17 protein-coding genes are annotated in these 23,315 nt (G+C 70.8%); 12 read left to right on the forward strand and 5 right to left on the reverse strand.

The features are described from left to right. The first annotated feature begins 4 nt into the window (after positions 1–4). The 6 genes from AC1HIL_RS05015 to AC1HIL_RS05040 are packed head-to-tail and all read left to right on the forward strand — an operon-like array spanning position 5 to position 7,585. A complete protein-coding gene (locus AC1HIL_RS05015; RefSeq protein ID WP_261211995.1) occupies positions 5–2,398 on the forward strand; it encodes a type VI secretion system Vgr family protein in 2,394 nt (797 codons plus the stop codon). Continuing rightward, on the forward strand, positions 2,398–2,874 hold the full coding sequence (locus AC1HIL_RS05020) for a hypothetical protein (protein WP_296726300.1): 477 nt from the start codon (positions 2,398–2,400) through the stop codon (positions 2,872–2,874). Before AC1HIL_RS05015 ends, AC1HIL_RS05020 begins: the two co-directional genes overlap by 1 nt. Positions 2,875–2,919: 45 nt before the next feature. After that, positions 2,920–5,439, forward strand: coding sequence for a DUF2169 family type VI secretion system accessory protein (locus tag AC1HIL_RS05025; RefSeq protein ID WP_479671289.1), 2,520 nt, complete (start codon positions 2,920–2,922; stop codon positions 5,437–5,439). Continuing rightward, positions 5,436–6,485: a pentapeptide repeat-containing protein gene (locus tag AC1HIL_RS05030; protein ID WP_261211993.1), complete on the forward strand. Its 1,050-nt coding sequence runs from the start codon at positions 5,436–5,438 to the stop codon at positions 6,483–6,485. Before AC1HIL_RS05025 ends, AC1HIL_RS05030 begins: the two co-directional genes overlap by 4 nt. Before the next feature lie 43 nt (positions 6,486–6,528). Next, entirely contained in the window at positions 6,529–7,191 is a 663-nt protein-coding gene (locus AC1HIL_RS05035; RefSeq protein ID WP_261211992.1) for a DUF3540 domain-containing protein, read from the forward strand. A 13-nt stretch (positions 7,192–7,204) separates the two neighbouring features. Then, positions 7,205–7,585: a DUF4150 domain-containing protein gene (locus tag AC1HIL_RS05040; protein WP_057596865.1), complete on the forward strand. Its 381-nt coding sequence runs from the start codon at positions 7,205–7,207 to the stop codon at positions 7,583–7,585. 16 nt (positions 7,586–7,601) lie between these two features. On the opposite strand, the gene AC1HIL_RS05045 is transcribed toward AC1HIL_RS05040, so the two are convergent. Genes AC1HIL_RS05045 through AC1HIL_RS05055 form a run of 3 tightly spaced genes read right to left on the reverse strand, consistent with a single transcriptional unit; the run spans position 7,602 to position 11,031 of the window. Next, positions 7,602–8,420 (reverse strand): PP2C family protein-serine/threonine phosphatase, encoded by an 819-nt coding sequence (locus AC1HIL_RS05045; protein WP_413761833.1) that lies wholly within the window; start codon positions 8,418–8,420, stop codon positions 7,602–7,604. Further along, entirely contained in the window at positions 8,413–10,569 is a 2,157-nt protein-coding gene (tagH, locus tag AC1HIL_RS05050; protein ID WP_479671290.1) for a type VI secretion system-associated FHA domain protein TagH, read from the reverse strand. The genes AC1HIL_RS05045 and tagH overlap by 8 nt, the downstream gene beginning before the upstream one ends. Before the next feature lie 45 nt (positions 10,570–10,614). Next, the gene (locus AC1HIL_RS05055; protein WP_057596868.1) at positions 10,615–11,031 is read right to left on the reverse strand and encodes a TssQ family T6SS-associated lipoprotein; all 417 of its coding nucleotides are present in this window, start codon (positions 11,029–11,031) and stop codon (positions 10,615–10,617) included. A 125-nt stretch (positions 11,032–11,156) separates the two neighbouring features. On the opposite strand from AC1HIL_RS05055, the gene tssJ reads away from it, so the two are divergent. The 6 genes from tssJ (at position 11,157) to AC1HIL_RS05085 (ending at position 21,026) form a co-directional block, all read left to right on the forward strand. Continuing rightward, the gene (tssJ, locus tag AC1HIL_RS05060) at positions 11,157–11,672 is read left to right on the forward strand and encodes a type VI secretion system lipoprotein TssJ (protein ID WP_057596869.1); all 516 of its coding nucleotides are present in this window, start codon (positions 11,157–11,159) and stop codon (positions 11,670–11,672) included. Between the two features lie 189 nt (positions 11,673–11,861). Continuing rightward, positions 11,862–13,244: a type VI secretion system baseplate subunit TssK gene (tssK, locus tag AC1HIL_RS05065; protein WP_057596870.1), complete on the forward strand. Its 1,383-nt coding sequence runs from the start codon at positions 11,862–11,864 to the stop codon at positions 13,242–13,244. 8 nt (positions 13,245–13,252) lie between these two features. After that, the gene (locus AC1HIL_RS05070; RefSeq protein WP_057596872.1) at positions 13,253–14,602 is read left to right on the forward strand and encodes a DotU family type VI secretion system protein; all 1,350 of its coding nucleotides are present in this window, start codon (positions 13,253–13,255) and stop codon (positions 14,600–14,602) included. 1 nt (position 14,603) lies between these two features. Further along, positions 14,604–18,284, forward strand: a complete 3,681-nt coding sequence (tssM, locus tag AC1HIL_RS05075) for a type VI secretion system membrane subunit TssM (RefSeq protein ID WP_296726328.1) — start codon at positions 14,604–14,606, stop codon at positions 18,282–18,284. Continuing rightward, positions 18,284–19,000: a type VI secretion system-associated protein TagF gene (gene tagF, locus AC1HIL_RS05080; protein WP_057596873.1), complete on the forward strand. Its 717-nt coding sequence runs from the start codon at positions 18,284–18,286 to the stop codon at positions 18,998–19,000. Before tssM ends, tagF begins: the two co-directional genes overlap by 1 nt. Before the next feature lie 28 nt (positions 19,001–19,028). Then, positions 19,029–21,026 carry a serine/threonine-protein kinase gene (locus tag AC1HIL_RS05085; RefSeq protein WP_296726331.1) on the forward strand — a complete coding sequence of 666 codons (1,998 nt, stop codon included), beginning with the start codon at positions 19,029–19,031 and terminating at the stop codon, positions 21,024–21,026. A gap of 16 nt (positions 21,027–21,042) precedes the next feature. Here the strand turns inward: AC1HIL_RS05085 and AC1HIL_RS05090 are convergent, their stop codons facing one another. Further along, entirely contained in the window at positions 21,043–21,585 is a 543-nt protein-coding gene (locus tag AC1HIL_RS05090; RefSeq protein ID WP_479671291.1) for a cysteine hydrolase family protein, read from the reverse strand. A gap of 53 nt (positions 21,586–21,638) precedes the next feature. After that, positions 21,639–23,177: a YifB family Mg chelatase-like AAA ATPase gene (locus AC1HIL_RS05095; protein WP_479671292.1), complete on the reverse strand. Its 1,539-nt coding sequence runs from the start codon at positions 23,175–23,177 to the stop codon at positions 21,639–21,641. Positions 23,178–23,315 lie beyond the last annotated feature (138 nt).

Here is a 23,315-nt window from a genome sequence, read left to right on the forward strand (position 1 = left end):
CGCCATGGCCCGCGTTGTCACCGCCCACACACCGCTCGGTGAAGACCAGCTGCTGTTCCGCTCGATGCACGGCAGCGAGGGCCTGTCGCAGCTGTTCGAGTTCGAGGTCGACCTGCTGAGCCCGAACACCTCGGTCGACATGAAGGCCATGCTCGGCAAGCCGCTCACGCTCGAGATCAGGACGCTCACCGGCACACCGCGCTACCTCAACGGCCAGATCACGCGCTTCACGCTGGTCGGGCGCGACGCATCCTCGTCGCGCTACATGGTGTATCGCGCCTCGGTGCGCCCGTGGCTGTGGTATCTCACGCGCACCAGCGACTGCAAGATCTTCCAGAACAAGTCGGTGGTCGAGATCCTCGAGGAGGTGCTCGGCGAGTACGGCTTCGCGCTCGAGAAGAAGCTCACGGCCTCGTACCGGCAGTGGGACTACTGCGTGCAGTACCAGGAGACCGACTTCGCGTTCGTGAGCCGGCTCATGGAGCACGAGGGCATCTACTACTTCTTCAAGCACGAGAAGAACCAGCACACGCTGGTGCTGGCCGACGACATGAGCGCGCACGAGACGCTGCCCGAGTACCCGAGGATCAGCTATGTCTCGACCGACCGCGTGGGCGACCTGGGCCGCGAGGCCATCGACCAGTGGGAGGTGACCGAGGAGATCCGGCCCGGCACCTACGTGGTCGACGACTTCGACTTCAAGAAGCCCAAGGCCGACCTGCTCAACACGCGCAGCCAGCCGCGCGGCAACGACCACGGCCAGTACGAGATGTACGAATGGCTCGGCGGCTACAGCGATGCCGGCCAGGGCGAGCACTACGCGCGCATCCGGCTCGAGGAGGCGCAGGCCCAGGCCGAGCTCGACATCGGCCACGCCACCGTGCGCGGCATGGCGCCCGGCTACCGCTTCACGATGCAGAACGCACCGCGCGACGAGGACAACCGCGAGTACCTGATCGTCTCGGTGATCTACAGCCTGCGCGAGGGCGGTTATGCCTCGGGCAGCAACGAGGGCGACTACGGCTTCCAGTTCGGCGTGCAGCCGACCTCGTTCCCCTACCGCGCGCCGCGCGTGACGCGCATCCCGACCACCAACGGGCCGCAGACCGCCACCGTGGTGGGACCGGCCGGCGAGGACATCTGGATCGACAAGTACGGCCGCGTGAAGGTGCAGTTCCGCTGGGACCGCTACGGCCAGCGCAACGAGGACAGCTCGTGCTGGGTGCGCGTGTCGAGCGCCTGGGCCGGCTCGAACTTCGGCGCGGTCAACCATCCGCGCATCGGCCAGGAGGTGGTGGTCGACTTCATCGCCGGCTGCCCCGATCGGCCGCTGATCATCGGCCGCGTCTACAACGCCGACCAGATGCCGCCGCTGGAGCTGCCGGCCAAGGCCACGGTCAGCGGCTTCATCAGCCGCACCATCAAGGGCGACGGCGAGCTGGCCAACCACTTCGTGATCGACGACGACCCGAGCAACGAGTCGATCAAGATCCATGCGCAGAAGGACTTCGTCATCGAGGTCGAGAACGACGAGACGCACACGGTGGAGGGCAACCGCACCACCCACGTCCACAAGAACGACGAGCTGACGGTGGACCAGGCGCGCACCACCACGGTCAACGAAGGCCTCGACCACGCGATCTACAACTCGGGCTCCAAGCTCGAGGTGACGAAGAAGACCGAGCACTTCTTCAACAACAGCATCGAGATCACGACCAAGGAAGGCGCCAAGGAGACGGTCGAGACCGGGCGCTCCGAGGTGCACGTGATGGCCGGCCTGCGGCAGGAGACCTTCGACCAGGCGCTGCACGTGGACGTGAAGGAGGGCATGACCGAGCACGTCAAGACCGGCGACTCCAGGCTGGAGACCTGGAGCGGCAAGCGCTTCGAGAGCTACAAGACCGGGTGGGAGCGCGACGTCCTGAGCGGCGGCGGCAAGGACACGATCAAGGACGGCCTCACGGAGACGATCGCGACCGGCGACCACACGTCCACCGTCTCGGCCGGCGACTACAAGGGCTGGGCCAAGAACGTGTCGATCGAGGCCGAGGCCGACTTCAACGTCAAGGCCAAGAAGATCCTGCTGCACTCGACCGAGAAGCACACCAACAAGTACGACGGCAGCATCGAGACCGTGGCCGGCGGCAGCGCCACCACCAAGGCCACGAGCTACATCCGCTCGCAGGCGCCGCTGCTGTTCTCGATCGCCTTCGTGAACTCCTTCACCTACGCCTCGCTGTCGGAGACCTTCAACCTGGCGGCCACCAACATCGGCGGCGCGAGCTTCGACATCAAGGCCTACCGCTGGTCGAACCGCGCGCTGAACCAGAAGACCGAAACCAAGATCTCGATCGGCCCGATCTACGTGGACATCAAGATCCTGGTGCTGATCATGTGATGGCAGCGACCGCCGTGCCTCGCCGCCGTTCGATCCGGATCCTGGGCGCCGTGCTGGTGGCCGCGGGCGTGCTGCCGATGCTGATGCCGCTGGAGACCTTCTCGATGTGGCTGGCGCTGCCGTGCATCGCCGCGATCTTCGCGGGCTCGGCGCTGCTGTGCGGTGCCTGGGAACTGCTCGAGATCCGCCGGCGCGAGGCGCGCAGCCGCGGCTTCGACGCGCAGGCGCAAGGCGTGATCGTCGGCAGCGAGATCGGCGATGCCTACAGCGACACCAGCCCGCTGATGAACCTCACCGTGCGCTTCGCCGACCGCGGCGGCATCGAGCGCCAGGTCGGCGTGCAGCAGGTGGTGATGCTCAACGAGCTGCCGCTCTACGCGGTGGGACGCCCGGTGCTCGTGCGCTTCGCCTCCGCCTCGCCCGCCACCGACCTGGTGATCTCGCCGCTCGCCGGGCCGGCCGGCTTTTCCTTCTGATCCCGCGCCGGCATCGCGCGCTGCCTTCCCTTCCGAAGCCGACCCTTGAAGATCGTCAAGCCCTTTCGCCTCAGCCTGCTCACCCGCCCCTACCGCTGGCGCTCGGCCAATCACCTGGGCATCGCCGTGCTGGCCTGCGCCAGCCTGGAGGCCGAGCCGCGGCTGCAGCCCGAACAAGAGCTCTGGCAGATGGCGGGCGAGGTGCTCGACCCCGGCAGCGTGCTCGACATGAGCATGCCCAAGGGCGAGGCCGAGGTGCTGGCCAGCGGCTTCGCCTACACCGCGCACCAGGAGGACAAGACCCGCTGCGCGGCGCGGCTGCGCGTGGGCACGGTCGACCGTTCGCTGGCCGTGTTCGGCGACCGCTTCTGGCTCGGCGGCCACATCACCGAGCCGGCCCCGTTCGAGCGGATGCCGCTCGACTGGCGCCATGCCTTCGGCGGCCCCGACGTGCCCGAGAACCCGCTGGGCCTGGGCACGGTCGACGAACTCGTCAACGGCGTGCAGACCTGCCGGCTGCCCAACGTCGAGGTGGTGGGGCAGCAGATCCAGCGCCGCGGGCAGCGGCCGCGGCCGGCCTCGTTCTCGGGCTTGCTGCCCGATGCGCCGCAGCGCATGGCGCTGATCGGCACGCGCTACGACGACGCCTGGCTGCAGAACGGCTTCCCCGGTTTCGCCGACGACCTCGACTGGCGCTTCTTCAATGCCGCCGGCCCCGAGCAACGCTTCGGCCAGCCGGCGCTGCCCGCGAGCGCGCCCTACGAGATCTGGAACATGCACCCGCACATCCCGGTGCTGCGCGGCCACCTGCCGCCGTGGCAGGCCGTGTGCCACCTCAACTTCGACAAGGAGGTCGGCGAGCTGCGCCGGGTCGAACTCGGACTCAGCACCGCCTGGTTCTTTCCCGACCGCGAGCGCGTGGTGCTGGTGTGGCACGGCTCGACGCCGATCCGCGAGGACGACGCGGCCGACGTGAAGCACATCATGCCGTCGCTCGAGCTGCCCGACGCGCCGCGCCCGCACGCGCACTACGCCGACGTGCTGCGCAAGCGCATCGATCCGGAGAAGAGCGCCTCCCACGTGCTGCGCGACAGCGACCTGGTGCCGCGCGCGCTGCTCGCGGAATGGACCGCGATGCGCATGCCCGACACCCTGGCCGAACCCCTGCCGCGCAACCTGCAGGCCGGCATGCGCCGGCACTACGAGCAGCAGCGCGCCGAACTGCTCGCGCAGGGGCTGGATCCCGCCGACTACCTCGCGCCGCCGCCCGTGCCCGAGGTGCTGCCGGGCTTCGACGACCTGCCCGAGTACCTGGAGCGCGCCGAGGCGCAGGCGCAGCAGGCGCGCGAACGGCTCGAGGGCGAGGTGGCGCGCGTCGAGGCCGAGCGCGCGGCGGCGCCCGCGGCACCGCTTCCGTCGGCCTTCGAGGAGGAGCAGGACGGCCAGGCCGACGAGGAGGCCGACCCGCCGGTGGAGACCGATCCGCTGAAGCTCCAGGGCCGCCTGTATTCGGCGCACCTGGCACCGGAGGCCTCGCGCGTGACCAGCTTCCGCGCCGCCAAGCTGCGGCGCCGGCTGGCCGCGGCCGCTCCCGAGGCGCGCCACTTCTCGAAGATGAACCTCAGCGGCGCCGACCTCTCGGGCATGGACCTGCGCGGCGCCGACTTCAGCCACGCGGTGCTGGCCGACGCGAACCTGCAGGGCGCGAACCTCGAGGGCTGCGATTTCTCCGAAGCCGTGCTCGCGCGCGCGCTGCTCACCGACACGCTGCTGGCGGGCAGCCGGCTCGACAAGGCCAACCTCGGCGGCGCGCACCTGCAAGGCTGCGACCTCTCGTCGGCGAGCCTGCGCGAGACCCTGTGCCACGGCACGCGCTTCACGGGCTGCAACCTGCGCGGCGCGCTGCTCGACCAGACCCAGTTGCACGAGACCGAGATGGCCGGGTGCGCCATGCAGTCCTCGCGCTGGACACAGGTCGCGCTGCGCCGCATGACGCTGCGCGACCTGGTGCTGGACCAGGCCGAGCTCAACCAGGTGCTGCTGCTCGAATGCAGCCTGGAACGCGTGTCGCTGAATGCCGCGCGGCTGGTGCGCTGTGGCTTCGTCACGGTCCGGCTGGTGGCGCAGGTCGACCTGTCGCATGCGCGCTTCGATGCCTGCAGCATCGCGCTGGGCAGTTCGTTCGCGGGCGTGACGGCGGTGGGTACCTTCCTGAAGCAGTGCGGCATGCGCGGCACCTCCTTCGCGGGCGCGGACCTGAGCGCGGCGCGGCTGGAGAACTGCGACCTGTCGGAATGCGACCTGTCGGATGCGCGGCTCGACGGCTTCGTCGCGGGCGAGAGCCTGTTCGTGCGCGCGAACCTCGCGCGCGCCTCGCTGCGCGGTGCCCACCTGATCGACGCCAATCTCTCGAAATCGAACCTGCTGGGCAGCGACCTGCGCGAGGCCAACCTGTTCCGCGCCGACGTGTCGCAGGCCTTCATCGATGCCACCACGCTGCTCGAGGATGCCTACACGCAGCATGCCAAGGTCTGGCCGCGGCGCGATCCGGAGGCCACGCCATGACCCTGGACGCATTGCTCGACGCGGTGCGCCACGGCGTGCAGCTGCAGGGCCTCGACTGCCGCGGCTGGGACCTGCGCGGGCTCGACCTGTCGGGCGCGCTGTGGGACCGCATCGACTTCACGGGCGCCGATTTCCGCGGCGCCGACCTCTCGGGCAGCATCCTCAGCCATTGCACGATGGCGGGCTGCGACTTCGCGGGCGCCAAGGGCGGGCAACTGCAGATGTTCCGCGGGCGCTTCGAGAACGCGAACTTCTCGGGCGCCCTGCTCGAGCAGGCCGCGTTCGTCGAGTCGCACCTGGCGCTCGCGCGCTTCGACGAGGCGGTGCTCGACCGCGTCACCTTCTTCCGCTGCGACCTGGCCGAGGCTTCGCTGCGCACCCGGCGCATGGCGCAGGCCACCGTCACCGAATCGAACCTGGCGCGCTGCGATTTCACCGGCGCCAGCCTGCAGTCCGTGACGATGTTCAAGCTCGACCTGCGCAGCACCGTCTTCGCGCAGTTCGAAGGCGATGGCGTGGTGTTCCTCGAATGCGAGCTCGCGGGCCAGCAGTTCGCGGGGCTCGTGCTGCCGCGCTGCCAGTTCACCGACTCGCGGCTCGACGAGGTCGACTTCCGCCAGGCCACGCTGACGCAGAGCAACTTCAAGGGCGCCTCGCTGCGCGGCGCGCGTTTCGGCGGGGCCGAGGCCTGCATGACCATCTTCGCGGAGGCCGACCTGGCCGGCGCCGACTGCGGCGCGGGGCGCTTCGACCAGTCGCTGTGGGTGGATGCCGCGCTCGAGGGCGTGAACTTCGCGCAGGCCCGGCTGCCGCTCGCCGTCTTCCATCGCGCGCGCTGCAAGGGTGCGAGCTTCGCGCAGGCCGGGCTGGAGGACGCCGACTTCTCCTATGCCGACCTCACGGACGCGGACCTCGTCGATGCCCGCTTCCTGCGCACCCGCCTGCACCGCGCCATCCAGCAGGGCACCCGTTTCTCCAGGCGCGGCGGCATCATCGAAAACGACCCGGACCTGCACCGCGCGCAGTCGTGGTCCGACGCCCGCTGATGCCGCGCCATCGTTTCATCCGAGCTCGAAAAGGGAAAACACCATGAACGTCGTTCCGCTGCGCGTCGCCTCCGACGCCTCGTCCCCGGTTCATTCGATCGGCACGGTCCGCGGCCTGCCGGCCGACGGGCAGTTCGTTGTCGAGGCCGACGACGGCAGCCTGCGCACCTGCCGCCGCGCGGCCAGCTGCCTGCTCAAGCCCCAGACCGGCGACACCGTGCTGGTCTCGGGGCCGGATGCCTACCGCGTGTTCCTGATCGCGGTGCTCGAACAGGCCGATGCCGCCGTCAGCCGCATCGAGGTCGACGGCGCGCTGGTGCTCGGCGGCAACGCGCACCCGGTCGCGATCGAGAGCGAAGGCGAGGTGCGGCTGCGCAGCGGCACGCGGCTCGCCATGAGCGCCGAGCAGTGGTCGATGCAGGCCGACAGGGCCGACTGCCGCACCGACGCGTTGCGCCTCACGGCGAAGGAGGTCGAGGCGACCACCGGCACGGCGAAGCTGTTCGGCAAGGTCTTCGAGACCGTGGCCGACCGCATCGTGCAGATGGCGCGCAACACGCTGCGCATCGTCGACGAGATGGACCAGTCGCGCGTGCGCCACCTGGACTGCAAGGCCAGCGAGACGGCACGCATCCATGGCCGCCACACGACCGTCACGGGGCAGGACCTGGTGAAGGTCGACGCCGCGCAGATCCACATGGGCTGAGGAGGAATCCCGCATGTTCGCCAACTGCCAGCTGTTCGGGATGGACCTCGCGTTCCCCGACGTGTGCCGCACGCCGGTGCCCATTCCATTTCCCAACATGGCGCTGGGGCCGATGGCCATTCCCAACGCCTGGAACATCCTGTTCATGGGCATGCCGGCCCACAACATGGCGACCGTCACACCGATCACGCTCGGCGACCAGCCCGGCGTGCTCGGCGGCATGATCTCGCAGACCTTCATGCAGCAGTCGCGCCACCTGACGGGCGCCTTCACGGTGCTGCTCAAGGGCACGCCCGCGACGCGCGTCACGAGCGTCACGCTGCAGAACCGCTGCAACATCGTCGGCATGCGGCTGGTTCCGAGCCAGCTCAAGGTGCTGGTGCTGGCGGCCTGAAGCGCCAGCGTCGCGCTCAGCGCGGCGTGGCGGTACCCGCCAGCGTCACCTGCTGCGGAAAGCCCACCCACACCGCGAGCGCCGAGAAGTTGTCGCGCGACTCGTCGGCCTTGGCCTCGGCCGCGCGGCGCAGCAGCGCGAGCCATTCCTCGGCGCTGTCGGCCAGCTGCAGCGAGCGTTCCATGACCTGCTGCGAGATCAGCTGCCACAGCCCGTCGGTGCACAGCAGGAAGGCATCGCCGTCGGCCAGCCGCTGCGTGCCCGAGACGGTGGCCTCGGCGCGTTCGCGCGCGCCGAGCGCGCGGTAGAGCAGGTTGCTCTGGATCAGGGCCTGCGCGCCGTTGGCCGGCGCGGCCTCGCCCTGGGCCATGCCTTCGCGCGAGCGCTGCGACAGGCTGTGGTCCTCGGTGCGTTCCATCAGCACGCCGCGGCGGAACCAGTAGAGCCGGCTGTCGCCCACATGGGCCCAGCGCGCCTGGCCGCTGCTGCGATCGACGAACAGCGAGACGAAGGTCGCGCTCATCTTGCCCTGCTCGGCCTGCGCGCGCTGGCGCGCGAGGATCGCGTCGTTGGCGCGCGTTACGCACTGCTGGATGTCCTCGGCCGCCACCGATGGGTTGGCGACGAAGGCATTGAGCGCGGTGTCGACCGCGGTGCGCGCGGCCTGCTCGCCGCCCGCGTTGCCGCCCACGCCGTCGCTCACGACGAAGCAGCCGAACCAGTCGTCGAGGTGGTAGCCGATCGCATCCTGGTTGCCGCTGCGCTCGCCCACGCAGGAGAACTGCGACGTGGACAGCGGGACGGCGAACGGGGTCGTGCGGGTCGCTTCAAGCACGGCGTGCCTCCTTCAATCGTTCCATCTCCCGGTCGTAGGCCTGCTGGAAGGCCCGGCCGAACACGGCCTGGAAGTCGTCCTCGACCGCGGCCGTGGTCTCGGCATGCAGCTGCTGCAGCTGGCGCCACAGGCGCGCCTCGCGCCCGCCGGGCAACAGTTTCTCGCCGAGGCCGCCGTCGTGCGGCGTGTCCTTCTTGAGCGCCTCGGGGTCGAAGCGCTGCAGCACCATCAGCAGCGCGGCGCGCATGCCGGCGACCATGCCGAGCTGGTGCGACTGCAGGTCGCCGAGCGCGTCGTGCACTGCGGCCTCGGGCGGCAGGAAGCCCGGCATGCGTGCGCCGAACATCTGCATCAGCACCGCGCGGCCGTTGGGCAGGATCTTGAACGGGTTGTTCTCCTCGTCCACGATCATCGTGATCTCGGCGCGCACCTCGCGCTTGAGCATCGCGCGCGAGGACAGCAGCTCGATGGTGCCATCGGTGAAGGCGCGCATCAGCCGGCCGAGCCTGCGCATCATCTCGGCGTCGAGCTGCTGCTGGCCCGCGACGTCGGGCACGCCGGCGCCGTCGAGGAAGGCGCGGAACAGCGCCTCGCACGAAGCGGCGGGCAGCGCGGGCGCGGTGTCGGCGGCGGGGCTCGGCGGTGCCGCGACGGCGACCGGTTCGGCCTCCTTCGGCGCGACGACCTCGAGGGGCATCTCGGCCACGGCCGGCGCGGGCGCCATCGCGGGCGCTGTCACCGGCGCCATGGTCGGGAGCGGCGACGTCGGCGGTGCCTCGGCGGGCGCCTGCATCGGTGCGGGCGCGGCCTCGACGGGCGCGCTCTGCATCGACGCGGTGGGCGGCGCGGCCACCGGCGTCGCGGGCGTTTCCTCGCGCTCGGGCTCGGGCTCGACCATGCGCGCGGGCGGCTGCGCCACGGGCAGCGGCATCGGCGTCGGCGGACGGAACTGGCCCGACACCTCGCGCGCATGGTTCGACTGGCTGAAGCCCGGCACCGTCGGCCGCTTCTCCAGCAGGTCCATCGCGGGATGCACGTCCTCGAGCGCGGGCGCATGCGTCAGCGCGGTGGGCCGCGGATCGGACAGCGGTGAGGGCGCGCCCTGGTCGGCCGCGAACAGCGACAGCGGATCGATGCCGCGCTTGAGCGCGAAGTCGGACACGTCGGTGGTCGCGTCGGGATTCAGCTGCGTCAGCGGATCGGCCGGGTTCCTGCGCGCCTGCGAGGGCAGCTCGAAGGGCTCGTGCGCGAACGGGTCGGGCATGGGCTCGGGCGTGGTGTCGACGCGGCGCGGCGCGTTCGCGAGGATCGCGTCCCAGTCGGCGGCGGTGGGCATCGACGAGCGCGCGGCCGGTGCGGGCGCGGGCGTCGCGGGGGGCGGCGGCACCGGCGATGCGAAGGCGGCGGGCGGTGGCGCGAATGCCGGCGGCGGTGCGGGCGCGAAGACCGGCGCGGCCACGGGCGCGGGCGGCCGTTGCACTGGCGGCGGCACCGGTTGCGGTGGCGGCGCGGCATGCGTGTCGCCGATCGGCAGCGCGCCCGCGCCGAACAGGTCGGAGAACACGTCGGACACCGGTGCCTGCGGCAGCAGCGCATCGAGCGGCGCGGCCGCGGGTGGAGGCGATGGCGGATAGGCCGGCGGCATCGATGTCGGCAGCGATGCCGCCTGCGCACCGAAGTCCGGCGCCGACGCGAGGCGAGATGTCACTGGCGCCGAGGCCAGGCGCGAACTCGCGGACTCGACCGCGGGCGGCCACGCGACGGTGGGCTCCACGATGGGCTCGACGGCGGCCGCCACGGGCGCGATCGCCGGTGCCGCGCGGCTCGCGGCGGCATGCGCGGGTGCGGCTTCCAGCACGTAGCTGCCGATGGTCACGCGATCGCCCTCGGCGATCGGCGACTCCTGGTCGTGCCGCAGCGTCTGTCCGTTCACGCTGATCGGCAGCACCGCGCTCATGTTGCGCAGCACCGCGCGGCCCGCGTCGTCGAAGCGCACGGTGGCCTGCAGGCGCGAGATCTGCCGCTGTTCGTCGGGCAGCACGAGGTGGTTGTCGGGGCTGCGGCCGATGGTGCCGCCCGGGGCCGCGAGCAGGGCCGACGGGCCCGCGGCCACCGGCCGGCCCGCATGTTCGATCACCGTCCAACGCATGGCATCTCCCAGTTCATGACACGGGCTCCTGGCGCGGGAGACCCGTCAGCGCTTCATCTTCTTGGCGGCTTCGAACGCGGGGCCCCACACGGGATGCTTGCGCTCGGCGATGCTGAGATCGAAGGAAGGGAAGGCATCGAGGATCTTGAGGAACTGCGTGCGGCACTCGGGCAGCTGATTGGCCACGCAGTAGCTGAAGGCCTCGAGCTTCATCGCGGCGAGCCGCGTGTTGGGCTCGGCCGCATCGAACACCGACACGCCGCCGCTCTTGAGCGTGGAGATGGTCTTCGCGTAGTCGCCTTCGTCGTAGGCCTGCTGCGCGCGTTCGAGCGTGGTGCGCGCGACCTGCTGGCTCAGGCGTTCGGGTTGCGGCGGTCCTGGATCGACGGGGGTCTTCGGCGTGGTGTCGCAGCCCGCGACCAGAAAGAGCGGAATCACCAGGGCGCACAGCAATGACTTCAATCTTCTCTCCTGCCTTGCAAAGTTAAGCCCCGATACTGTGCCGCGTCGATATGACGGCACGTCGGCCGACATCGGCGCTGCATGACGTCTCGATACTATAGGCGCGAACTTCGATGGGAGAACCCATGCATCGACGAACCCTGTTGCGAAGCGCGATCGCGACGTCGCCATTGCTCGTTGGACTCGGCGGCTGTGCGTCGACGGCCAAGTCCATGCCCACGCCCTACGCGGTCTCGATCAAGGTCGACGACGGCGTCAACCCCGATGGCCGCGGGCAGGCCGCGCCGATCCTCGTGAAGGTGTTCGAGCTCAAGTCCTCGGGCAACTTCGAGACCGCCGACTACTTCGCGCTGCAGGACCGCGATCGCGAGACGCTCGCGGCCGAACTCGTCAATGCGGACCAGGCCATTCTGCGCAGCGGCGAGGAACGCACCTTCAAGCGCGAGGCCGGCCTCGACTCGCGCGCCATCGGCGTGATCGCGGGCTATCGCAAGCTCGAGAACGCACGCTGGCGCCTCGTGCTGCCGCTCAAGGAGCCCAAGCAGACGAACCTCTACAAGGTGTGGCAGTTCTCTCCGAGTGAACAAAAGGTTCGCATCGTGATCCGCAAGAGCGGTATCGAACTGTTGCCGACTACGTGATTTCGTAGCACTTGCGCGCACGCCCTAATACGAAAGTGCGCCGCACGTAGGCCAAGGCCTCGACGCTGCAAAAACGGTGCAAAACGTAAACATCGCCGTGTAGCATCGACACGCATTGCGCCCATGCAGGGAGGCCGTCTCGACGATGGACCGACCGCACGAGAGTGGCCGCACTCCAGGAGGTTTTCTTTGGTGACAGTTCGCAATCCGGGCGCCATCAGCAGAACGGGCGCCCATCCGCAGGCATTGGCGAATCGCGTGGTGTGGTCCGAGGGCATGTACCTGCGGCCGCAGCATTTCCAGCAGCTGGAGCGCTATGTCGAGCAGTACGTGACGCGCCGCACCGCGGGGCTGCAGGGTGCGTACTGGGGCTGGCTGCACCTGGACATCGATCGCGACGCGCATGCGCTGGGCCGCGTCTCGCTGCTCGGCGGCGCGGGCGTGATGCCCGACGGCACGCCGTTCTCCTTCGGCGTGGAGGACGCGCCCGTGCCCTACGAGGTGCCGAGCGACCTCACCGACGAGCTCGTGGTGCTCGCCTTGCCGCTGCGCCGGCCCGGCAGCGAGGAAGTCATCTTCGCGGAAGACACGACCTCGGCCGCGCGCTTCCACGTGGTCGAACGCGAAGTCGCCGATGGCAACGCGGTTGCATTGGGCCCGGCGGTGCTGCAGCTCGCGGCGCCGCGGCTGCGGCTGGTGCGTGCCTCCTCGCTGACCGCGGAGTGGCAGGCGATCGGCGCGGTGCGCGTGATCGAGCGCCGCACCGACCACAAGCTGGTGATCGACGCCAACTACATCCCGCCGGTGCTCGACGTGTCGGCGCAGCCGATGCTGCGCAGCATGGTGGCCGAGCTGCACGGCCTGCTCACGCAGCGTTCCGAGGCACTGGCCTCGCGGCTGTCGCAGCCGGGGCGCGGCGGCGTCAGCGAGGTCTCCGACTTCCTCCTGCTCGAGCTCGTGAACCGCTACCTCGCGCTCACCTGGCATGCGCAGCAGGCGGTGCAGGTGCATCCCGAGGAGCTGTTCGTCGACTGGTTCAAGCTCGCCTGCCACCTGGCCACGCACACCTCGCCCACGCGGCGGCCCGTGGTGTGGCCGGTGTACGACCACGACAACCTCAACGAGAGCATCCGCCCGCTGATGGAGGAGCTGCGCCGCTCGCTGTCGGCGGTGCTCGAGCAGAGCGCGATCGCGATCGAGCTCGAGGAACGCAGCCACGGCGTGCGCGTGGGCCGCATGCCCGACCCGGTGCTGGTGCGCAACGCGGGCTTCGTGCTCGCGGTGCATGCCGACCTGCCGGCCGATGCGATCCAGCAGCGCTTCCCCACGCAGGTGAAGATCGGCTCGGTCGAGCGCATCCGCGACCTGGTGCAGCTGCAGCTGCCGGGCGTGACCGTGCGGCCGCTGCCGGTGGCGCCGCGGCAGATTCCCTACAACGCGGGCTACCACTACTTCGAGCTCGACAAGAGCGGCGACATGTGGCGCCAGCTCGAGAAGTCGGGCGGCGTGGCCATGCACCTGGCCGGCGAATTCCCCGGCCTGGCCATGGAGTTCTGGGCCATCCGTCCGTGAGCGATCGCATGAACGGCATCAACGACGTGGCCGTCGGGCCGGGCGGCTTCGTGCCGCCGAATCCGGGTGGCGGCACCAACGGCGGCACCCATGGCAGCAACAACCCGCTGAACGCCCCGCGCGGCCTCGGCGAGCAGCCGCAGGCCTTCACCGCCTTCCACGACACGCGGCGCCCGCATGCGGGCGACACCGCGCTGGCCGGCAACAACCCGCTGGTGGCGGCGGCCAATCCGCTGCTCGACCTGATCCCGCAGATCCGCGCCACCGGCCACCACGACTCGCCCGCGCAGCTGCGCGAGCACCTGGTCGACGAGGTGCGGCGCTTCGAGACGCGCGCGCAGCAAAGCGGCATCTCGCCCGAGGTCATCATCGGCGCGCGCTACTGCCTGTGCACCGCCGTCGACGAGGCGGCCGCGCTCACGCCCTGGGGCGGCAGCATCTGGTCCTCGCAGAGCCTGCTGGTGATGTTCCACAACGAGACCTGGGGCGGCGAGAAGTTCTTCCAGCTGCTCTCGCGCCTGGTGCAGAACCCGCAACAACACCTGCACCTGATCGAGCTCATCTACTTCTGCCTCGCGATGGGCTTCGAGGGGCGCTTCCGCGTCATCGATAACGGCCGCTCGCAGCTCGAGACCCTCAAGCAGCGCCTGCTGCAGATCATCCGCCAGACGCGCGGCGAGATCGCGCAGCCGCTGTCGCCGCACTGGCAGGACACCAGCGCGCCCGTGCGCCGCACGCGCAACTGGCTGCCGGTGTGGGCCGTGGGCGCGGTGGCCGCGGTGCTCTTGATGATCGCCTTCGCGCTCCTGACCTTCAACCTCGGCGGCACCTCCGACGGCGCCTTCTCCGCGATCAACGCGGTGCGCCTGCCGCAGACGCAGCGCGCGGTGGCGCAGCCCGCGCCGCAGCCGCGGCTGCAGCGCTTCCTCGAGGCCGAGATCCGCGAGGGCCTGGTCAGCGTGCGCGACGAGGCCGACCGCAGCGTGGTGATCCTGCGCGGCGACGGCCTGTTCGCCTCGGGCGCCGACAAGGTGCTCGACCGCTACGTGCCGGTGCTCAACCGCGTGGCCGAGGCGCTCAACGCGGTCGACGGCAACGTGCTGATCAACGGCTACTCCGACGACCAGCCGATCCGCAGCGTGCGCTTCCCCTCGAACTGGCACCTGTCGCAGGCACGCGCCGACTCCGTGCGCAAGATGATCGGCGCGCGCATGACGCGCCCCGAGCGGCTGCGCGCCGAGGGCCGCGGCGATGCCGACCCGATCGTGCCGAACGATTCGCCGGCCAACCGCGCGCGCAACCGCCGCGTGGAAGTGACCTTGCTGGTCGCGCCGGTGGCACCGCAGGGAGGACGCTGAGATGCTGCGCGCGTTCTTCCGTTTCCTGGTCAGCCGCGACCTCTGGGTCTTCTTCGGCCTGGTCGCGCTGGCCTTCCTGATCTGGATCATCGGCCCGGTGATCGCGGTCGGCCGCTACCGCCCGCTCGAGAGCGAGTTCGTGCGCATCGTCGTGATCGCGCTGATGTTCGCGATCTGGCTGGTGCGCGTGGCCTATCGCAAGTGGCGCGAGCGCCGCCTCAACGCGCAGCTGCTGAACCAGCTGCGCACGCCCTCCAAGAAGGAGAAGGAGGCCAAGCCCGAGGAGGCGCCCGAGATCAAGGAGCTGCAGACCGGCTTCAACGACGCCACCTCGATCCTGCGCAACATGCGCTTCGGGCCGGGCGAGGAGGGCAAGGCCGCGGGCCGCTTCTCGATCTTCGACCGCCAGTACCTCTACCAGCTGCCCTGGTACATCTTCATCGGCGCGCCGGGCTCGGGCAAGACCACGGCGCTGGTCAACTCCGATCTCGACTTCCCGCTGGCCGACCAGCTCGGCAAGGCGGCGGTGCGCGGCATCGGCGGCACGCGCAACTGCGACTGGTGGTTCACCAACGACGCGGTGCTGATCGACACGGCCGGGCGCTACACCACGCACGAGAGCAACCGCGAGACCGACGAGGGCGAGTGGAAGGGCTTCCTCGAACTGCTCAAGAAGTTCCGCCCGCGCCAGCCGATCAACGGCGCGATCCTCACCATCAGCATCGCCGACCTGCCGCTGGCCGACGACGCGCAGCGCGCGCGCCACGCGATGGCGCTGCGCAAGCGGCTGCTCGAGCTGCGCAACGACCTGGGCATCAACTTCCCGGTCTACGTGATGGTGACCAAGGCCGACCTGCTGGCCGGCTTCAACGAGTACTTCGGCGGCCTGAGCCGCGCCGAGCGCGCGCAGGTCTGGGGCTTCACCTTCCCGATCGACGCGAGCGCCGCCAGCGCCAAGCCCGCCAAGGGCGACAAGCGCGCGGGCACCGCCACCACGCTCGAGGGCAGCGACCTGCGCGAGCGCTTCCAGCAGGAGTACCGGCTGCTGCACCAGCGGCTCGACGAGCGCCTGCCCGAGCTGCTGGCCGCCGAGCCCGACCCGATGCGCCGCGCGCAGGCCTACCTGCTGCCGCAGCAGTTCGCGAGCTTCGAGGACATCCTCGGCACCTTCCTGGCCGACGTGTTCAACCCGTCGAAGTTCGAGACCGCGCCGATGCTGCGCGGCGTCTACTTCACCAGCGGCACGCAGGAGGGCACGGCCTTCGACCGCGTGATGGGCGCGATCAAGCGCTACCTGCAGGTCAACGCGCCGCCGGCGCCGCCGCCGGGCCCGGGCAAGAGCTACTTCCTCAAGGAGTTGCTGCAGCAGGTGATCTTCCGCGACGCGGGCGTGGCCGGCACCAACCTGCGCTGGTATCGGCGCAAGCGCGCGGCCGACCTGGTGGGCTACGGCGTGATCGGCGTGCTGCTGGTGGCGCTGCTGGGCGCCTGCGTCAACAGCTGGCACAACAACAAGGAGTACGTGGCCGAGGTCGACGGCAACGCGAAGTCCTTCAACCGCGCCGCGGCGCGCGGCGAATTGCCGACCGTGGTCGACTCGAGCGGCGACCTCGCGAGTTCGCTCTTGATCCTCGACCGGCTGCGCGACCTGCCCAAGTCGGAGAAGTTCGACATCGGCGATCCGCCCCTCGGCTACCGCTTCGGCCTCTACCAGGGCGAGAAGCTGCAGGCCGCGACCGACGGCGTCTATCAGCGCGCCCTCGAGAGCGTGCTGCTGCCGCAGGCGGCGCAGCGCGTGGAGCAGTCGCTGCGCGAGGCCTCGAAGAACAACCCCGAGTACAGCTACGAGGCGCTCAAGGCCTACCTGATGCTGTACGACGCCGAGCGCTACGACGCCGACTTCCTGCAGGCCTGGCTGCTGACCGACGTGGACCGCAAGGTCGGCGCCGCGCTCACGCGCGAGCAGCGCACCAACCTCGAGTCGCACCTGAAGGCGCTGTTCGGCGGCCGCGTCGTGAGCTCGCCGTTCGCGAAGGACGAGCGCCTGATCACCGAGACGCGCGAGCGCCTCGCGGGCGTGCCGCTGGCGCAGCGCTCGTACGCGCGGCTGCGCCGCATCCTGCTGCAGACCAGCCAGCCCAATGCCTTCACCATCGCCGAGGCCGGCGGCGCCGAGTCGGCGCTGGTCGTGCGGCGCGCCAGCGGCAAGCCGCTGACCGACGGCATTCCCACGCTGTTCACCTACCGCGGCTACTGGGACATCTTCGACAAGCGCATGGCCGAGACCACGCTCGCGCTCGAGCAGGAGGACCGCTGGGTGCTGCAGATCCGCGCGCCCGGCATCACCGACATCACCTCGCGCGAGCTGCTGCTGCGCGAGGTGCGCCGGCTCTATCTCACCGACTACATCAAGGTCTGGGACGACTACCTGGCCGACATCCGGCTGGCCGACAGCCGCTCGCTGCTGCAGAGCATCCAGATGACGCGCGTGCTCTCGACCTCGGAGTCGCCGATGTCGCGCATCATCCGCGGCGCCGCGCGCGAGACCGACCTGCTGCGCAACCACGACGAGGCCGCGCGCAGCCTGCTCGACCAGGCGCAGAACCGCGTGCAGACCACGCGCGAGCGCATCGAGCAGCTGATCGGCCAGCCCGACGGCAGCCAGCGCCGCAACACCGTGCCCGACCGGCCCGAGTCGCTGGTGGACAACCACTTCGAGCCGTTGCGCCGCATGGTGACCGCGCCCAAGCAGGGCGGGCAGGCGCCGATCGACGCCACCGCCGCGCTGATCAACGAGCTCTACAACTACCTGACGGCCACCGACACCGCGCTGCGCAGCGGCAACATCCCGCCGACCAGCGACGCCGTGACCAAGGTGCAGGCCGAGGCCGGCCGCATGCCGGTGCCGTTCCAGGGCATGCTCAACGACCTCTCGGCCACCGCCTCGTCGAAGGCGGCCGCGGTCACGCGCCAGAACATCGGGCAGAACGCGGCCGCCACCATCGGCAACTTCTGCAACCAGGCGATCGCGGGCCGCTATCCGTTCTCGCGCGGCTCCAGCCGCGACGTGGCCGCGGGCGACTTCGCGAACCTGTTCGCGCCGGGCGGGATGATGGACGACTTCTTCCAGAAGAACCTCATGACGCAGGTCGACACCTCGAGCAACCCGTGGACCTGGAAGCGCGGCGTCGACGGCAGCGCCTCGGGCCGCTCGGCCTACCTCGATTCGTTCCAGAAGGCGCAGGCCATCCGCGACGTGTTCTTCTCGGGCATGGCGGGAGGGCGCACGCCCTCGTTCTCGATCGACATCCGCCCCGAGGACATGGACGCCGGCCTCACGCAGATGACGCTGGACATCGACGGCCAGACGGTGCGCTACGCGCACGGGCCGCAGGCGCCCACCACCGTCAAGTGGCCCGGTCCGCGCAACAGCAACCAGGTGCGGCTGCAGGTCACGACCTCGAGCGGCACGCCGGCCGGCGGCATCGTCACCGAGGGCCCGTGGGCGCTGCACCGGCTGTTCGACAAGGCCTCGATCTCCTCGGGCGGCTCGAGCGAGTCGTTCAATGCCAGCTTCGACCTGCAGGGCCGCAAGGTGGTGCTCAACGTGACCGCCAACAGCGTCTACAACCCGCTGCGGCTGTCGCAGATGAGCGGCTTCTCGTGCCCGGGGCGCTCGTGATGAATCCCGGCGCGACGGCGCAGCCGGCCTGGGTGCCCGGCGACGAGCAGGTCGGCTGGTACGGCAAGCTGCCCGCGGCCGGCGACTTCCTGCACCGGCGCATGTCGCGCGAGCTGCAGGCCTGGTGGGACCGCTGGATGCAGAACGGCCTGGGCGCCTTCAAGCGCTGGCCCGACGCCATGACGCGCCACTACGCGGTGGCGCCGGTGTGGAACTTCGCGATCCCCGCCACCCAGGGCGTGAGCGCGGTGCAGTTCGGTTGCATCGCGCCGAGCTGCGACCGCGTGGGTCGCTACTACCCGGTGTGCGTGAGCCTGCAGGTGGACGCGCGCGCCTACCGGCCCGCGGTGCTCGAGGGCGCGGCCGCCTGGTACTGGCAATGCGGCAACGCGATGCTGCAGGCGATCCGCCATGGCGTGGCGCCCGAGCACTTCGACGCGCAGGTGCTGGCCGCGGGCCATGGCGGCTTCCAGCCGGCCAGCGGCGGCTCGGACGACATCCTTTCAATCCTCGGGCCTACGTCGGCGGGCGAGGGCGCCCAGCAGCGGCTGGGCTGGCCGGAGCTTCCACTGTGCTTCGACGCGTTCGGAAGCACGAGCTATTGGTGGACCAACCAGGCCGACGGCTCGCCGCTGCGGACCGCGGCCCATGGCGGCGGCCTCAACACGCCGCTGTTCTCGAAGCTTTTTTCCCAGGGGCACGTGCCATGGGCGTGAGAGTCCCGATGCATGAGGAGGAACAAGAATGACGACGGAAGGACGCACCGGCCCTCCGGTGGGCACCGACCCGCAGGAGCGACCGCACCCGCTGGCCATCGGCCACCGGCTCGACGAGTTCGAGCTGCTCGAGGTGATCGGCGAAGGCGGCTTCGGCATCGTCTACCGGGCCTACGACCACTCGCTGCAGCGCGAGGTCGCGATCAAGGAATACATGCCCTCGATGCTCGCGCGGCGCATCGGCGACGACAGCGTGCACGTGCGTTCCGACCGGCTCACGGCCACCTTCCAGGCCGGGCTGCGCAGCTTCATCAACGAGGCGCGCACGCTCGCGCAGTTCAGCCACCCGGCGCTGGTGCGCGTGCATCGCTTCTGGGAATCGAACTCGACCGCCTACATGGCGATCCAGCTCTACAAGGGCCGCACCCTGCGCCGCCTGGCCGACGAGGAGCCCGGCACCATCTCCGAAGCCTGGTTGCTCGGCATGCTCGGGCCGCTGCTCGGCGCGCTCGAGACGCTGCACCGCAGCGGCTGCTTCCACCGCGACATCGCGCCCGACAACATCTTCATCCAGCAGGACGGCCTGCCGGTGCTGCTGGACTTCGGCGCCGCGCGCAAGTCGATCGCCGACCTGGTCGATGAGGTCGCGGTGATGGTGAAGTCGGGCTATTCGCCGATCGAGCAGTACGCCGACGACAACACGCTGCTGCAGGGTGCCTGGACCGACCTCTACGCGCTCGGCGCGGTGCTCTACCGCGCCGTCACCGGCCATCCGCCGCCCTCGGCCGTGGTGCGCAGCGTGCAGGACGCCTACGTGCCGCTCGCGAGCATGAACCGGCCCGACCTGAGCCCGGCCTTCTGCGCCGCGGTCGACCACACGCTGGCCGTGCACAGCAAGGACCGCACGCAGACCGTGGCGGCCTTCGCGGCCGAGCTCGGGCTCGCCAAGCTCGGCGACATCTACGTGAGCGGGCTCGCGGCGCCGGCACCCGTGGCGCCCATCGTGCCCGCGGTGCCGGTCGCGCCGCCGGCCGAGCCCTACGTGCCGGTCTCGGCGCCCGCGCCCTTCGATGCGTTGCCGCCGGCCGCGCCCGTGCCGCCGCCGGCCGAGCCGCCCGCGCGCGCGCCGAGCGCGCGGCGGCCCGCGAACAAGAAGTCCTCGCTGCCGCGCTGGGGCGTGGTCGGCGTGCTGGTGGTGGCGCTGATCGCCGTCGGCAGCTGGATCGGCCTGCGCATCACGCAGTCGCCGCCCCCCACTTCCACCGCGATGGCACCGCCGGCGCCGCCGCCGGGCGCGCCGATGTCGAACCCGGCCTCGCCGCCGGCCGTGATGCCGCCGGCCGCGCCAGCCTCGGCCGCCGTGGCGGCCGCGTCACAGCCGCCCGCGGCCGATGGCGGCGGCGTCGCGGCCGCGCCCACGGCCGGCAATTCGCCGATCGCCGTGCCGCCGGCCACCGCGCCGGGCAGCAACGGCGCGCTGAGCCCGCTCGACAACGTGCCCGCGTCGCCGCCCGCGAGCCCGCCACCCGAGCCCGCGCTGGCGATCAGCGAGGCCGAGGACTGGAACCTCGCGCAGGCCGAGAACACGCGCGAGGGCTACGAGGCCTACCTGCGCCGCTACCGCCGCGGCCCGCATGCGCGCGACGCGCGCAATGCCATCGCCGAGCTCAACCGGCTCGCGCAGCCGGCCTCCACGCAGCCGGTGCTGGCGGGCACCGTGCCGCCGGGCACGCCCGGCGTGCCGGGAGCGCCGGGTGCAACAACCCCGGTCGCGGGCGGCACGGCGGTTCCACCCGTGCCGGGCGCCGCGGCCGGCATGGGCCGCGTGACGCTCAACATCCGGCCCTGGGGCCAGGTCTTCGTCGACGGCGCCGACCGCGGCGTGAGCCCGCCGCTCAAGTCGCTGTCGCTGCGCCCCGGCATCTACAACATCGAGGTGCGCAACGGCGACCTCGAGGTCTACCGGCAGCGCGTGACGGTGCAGGACAGCAAGTCGGCGCCGGTGGTGAGCCACGAGTTCAAATAAGGGGCGAAGGCGGCGGTCAGCCGAGCAGGCTGGCCGTCGCCACCACCCGGGCGTACTCGCCCTGCAGGTTGGCCAGCGCCATCGCGTGGACCTGCTCCGCGTCGAAAGTTGCACCGTCGATGCCCGCGCGGTCGAAGGCGAAGCTGGCATCGGACACCACCGTGACCGCGAAGCCGAGGCAGCTCGCGCTGCGCGCCGTGGCCTCGACCGACATGTTGGTGGCCACGCCGACCACCACGAGCGCCTCGATGCCGCGCACGCGCAGCCAGCGCTCGAGGCCCGTGTGCGCGAAGGCATCGGTCACGTTCTTCTCGACCACGTGCTCGGTGGGCAGCGGTGCCAGCGCGTCCTGGAATTCAGCGCCCGGCTGGCCCGGGAAGAACACCGAATCGGCGAAGCGCGACATGTGGCGCACATGGACCACGGGGCGGCCGGTGGTGCGCCAGTGCATGAGCAGGCGCTGCACCTGGGCTTGCGCGCCGGGGTTGTTGCGGCGGCCCGCGCGGGGCTCCTGCATGCCTTTCTGCATGTCGATGACGAGGAGGGCGCGATCGGTCATGGCGGGCCTGGAGTGAGCGGGATTGCGCCGCACTCTAAGCGATGCACGGGGCGCTACAGGCCTTTCTGCAGCGCCCGCCGGTACTGCACCGCCTCCGCCACATGCGCCGTCTCGATGACCGGCGCCCCCGCGAGGTCGGCGATGGTGCGCGCCACCTTCAGCGCGCGGTGCGTGCTGCGCGCCGACCAGCCGAGCCGGGCGGCGGCCGTGTGCATGAAGCGGCGCGCCTCGTCGCACAGCGCCGCATGGCGGTCGATGTCGGCGCCCTGCAGCGCCTGGTTGGGCCGGCCCTGGCGTTCGATCGCGCGTTCGCGTGCGGCGACCACGCGCGCGCGGATGGCGGCGGTGGTCTCGCCCGCGGGCGCGTCGAGCAGCTGCGGCGCCGAGATCGCGGGCACTTCGATGTGCAGGTCGATGCGATCCAGGAGCGGGCCGCTGAGCTTGCGCTGGTAGCGCGCCACCTGGTCGGGCGTGCAGCGGCAGGTTTTCGTGGGGGCGCCCAAAAAGCCGCAGGGGCACGGATTCATCGTAGCCACGAGTTGAAAGCGCGCGGGGAACTCGGCCCGCCGCGCGGCCCGCGCGATGGTGATGGTGCCGGTCTCGAGCGGCTCGCGCAGCGCCTCGAGCGCGGCGCGCGAGAACTCGGGGAACTCGTCGAGGAACAGCACGCCGTGGTGCGCCATCGAGATCTCGCCGGGCCGCGGCGGCGAACCGCCACCGACCAGCGCCACCGCGCTCGAGGTGTGGTGCGGCGACGCGGTCGGCCGGTGCATCCAGCGCTCGGTCGAGAAGCGCCCGCCCAGGCTCGCGATGGCCGCGCTCTCGAGCGCCTCGTCGATGCGCATCGGCGGCAGCAGGCCGGCGAAGCGCTGGCCCAGCATCGACTTGCCCGAGCCCGGCTCGCCCATCATCAGGAGGCTGTGGCCGCCGGCCGCGGCGATCTCGAGCGCGCGCTTGGCGCCGGCATGGCCCTTCACGTCGGCCATGTCGGCATAGGCGGGGGCATCGGCTTGCGCGGACGCATGGGCGCGCGACCAGCCCTCGTCGTCCGCCTCCAGGCCCGCCTGCGCATCGGCCGGCAGGAAGCGCCGCACCACGTCGAGCAGGTGCCTGGCGCCGTAGACCTCGCCGCCGGGCACCAGCGCGGCCTCGTCGGCGCTGGTCGCGGGCAGCACCAGCCGGGTGGCGATGCCGCGCGTGTGCAGCGCGAGCGCCATCGCGAGCGCGCCGCGCACCGGCCGCAGTTCGCCCGACAGCGAGAGCTCGCCCGCGAACTCGTGCCCCGCGAGCCGCGCGCCCTCGATCTGGCCGCTGGCCGCGAGGATGCCCAGCGCCATCGGCAGGTCGAAGCGGCCCGAGTCCTTGGGCAGGTCGGCCGGCGCCAGGTTCACGGTGATGCGCTTGTTGTGCGGGAACTCCAGCCCGGCGTTCTGGATGGCCGAGCGCACGCGCTCGCGCGCCTCCTTGACCTCGGTCTCGGCCAGCCCGACCAGCGTGAAGCTCGGCAGGCCGTTGGCCAGATGCACCTCGACCGTGACACTGGCCGCTTCCAGCCCGAGCAAGGCGCGGCTTTGCACCAAAGACAGACTCATCCTTCACTCCCTCCCTATATTGGTGCGCCCGATTCCGGTCGTCGCGGGCGTCTTGTTCTTTTTTCAGTGCAAGCCACAAAGCCTTGCGCTTGTAACTATTTTTGGCTTCTTCCCGGGAGGGCGCTTCAACCGGTCGCC

The sequence above is a fragment of the Variovorax sp. ISS6 genome (assembly GCF_056523145.1).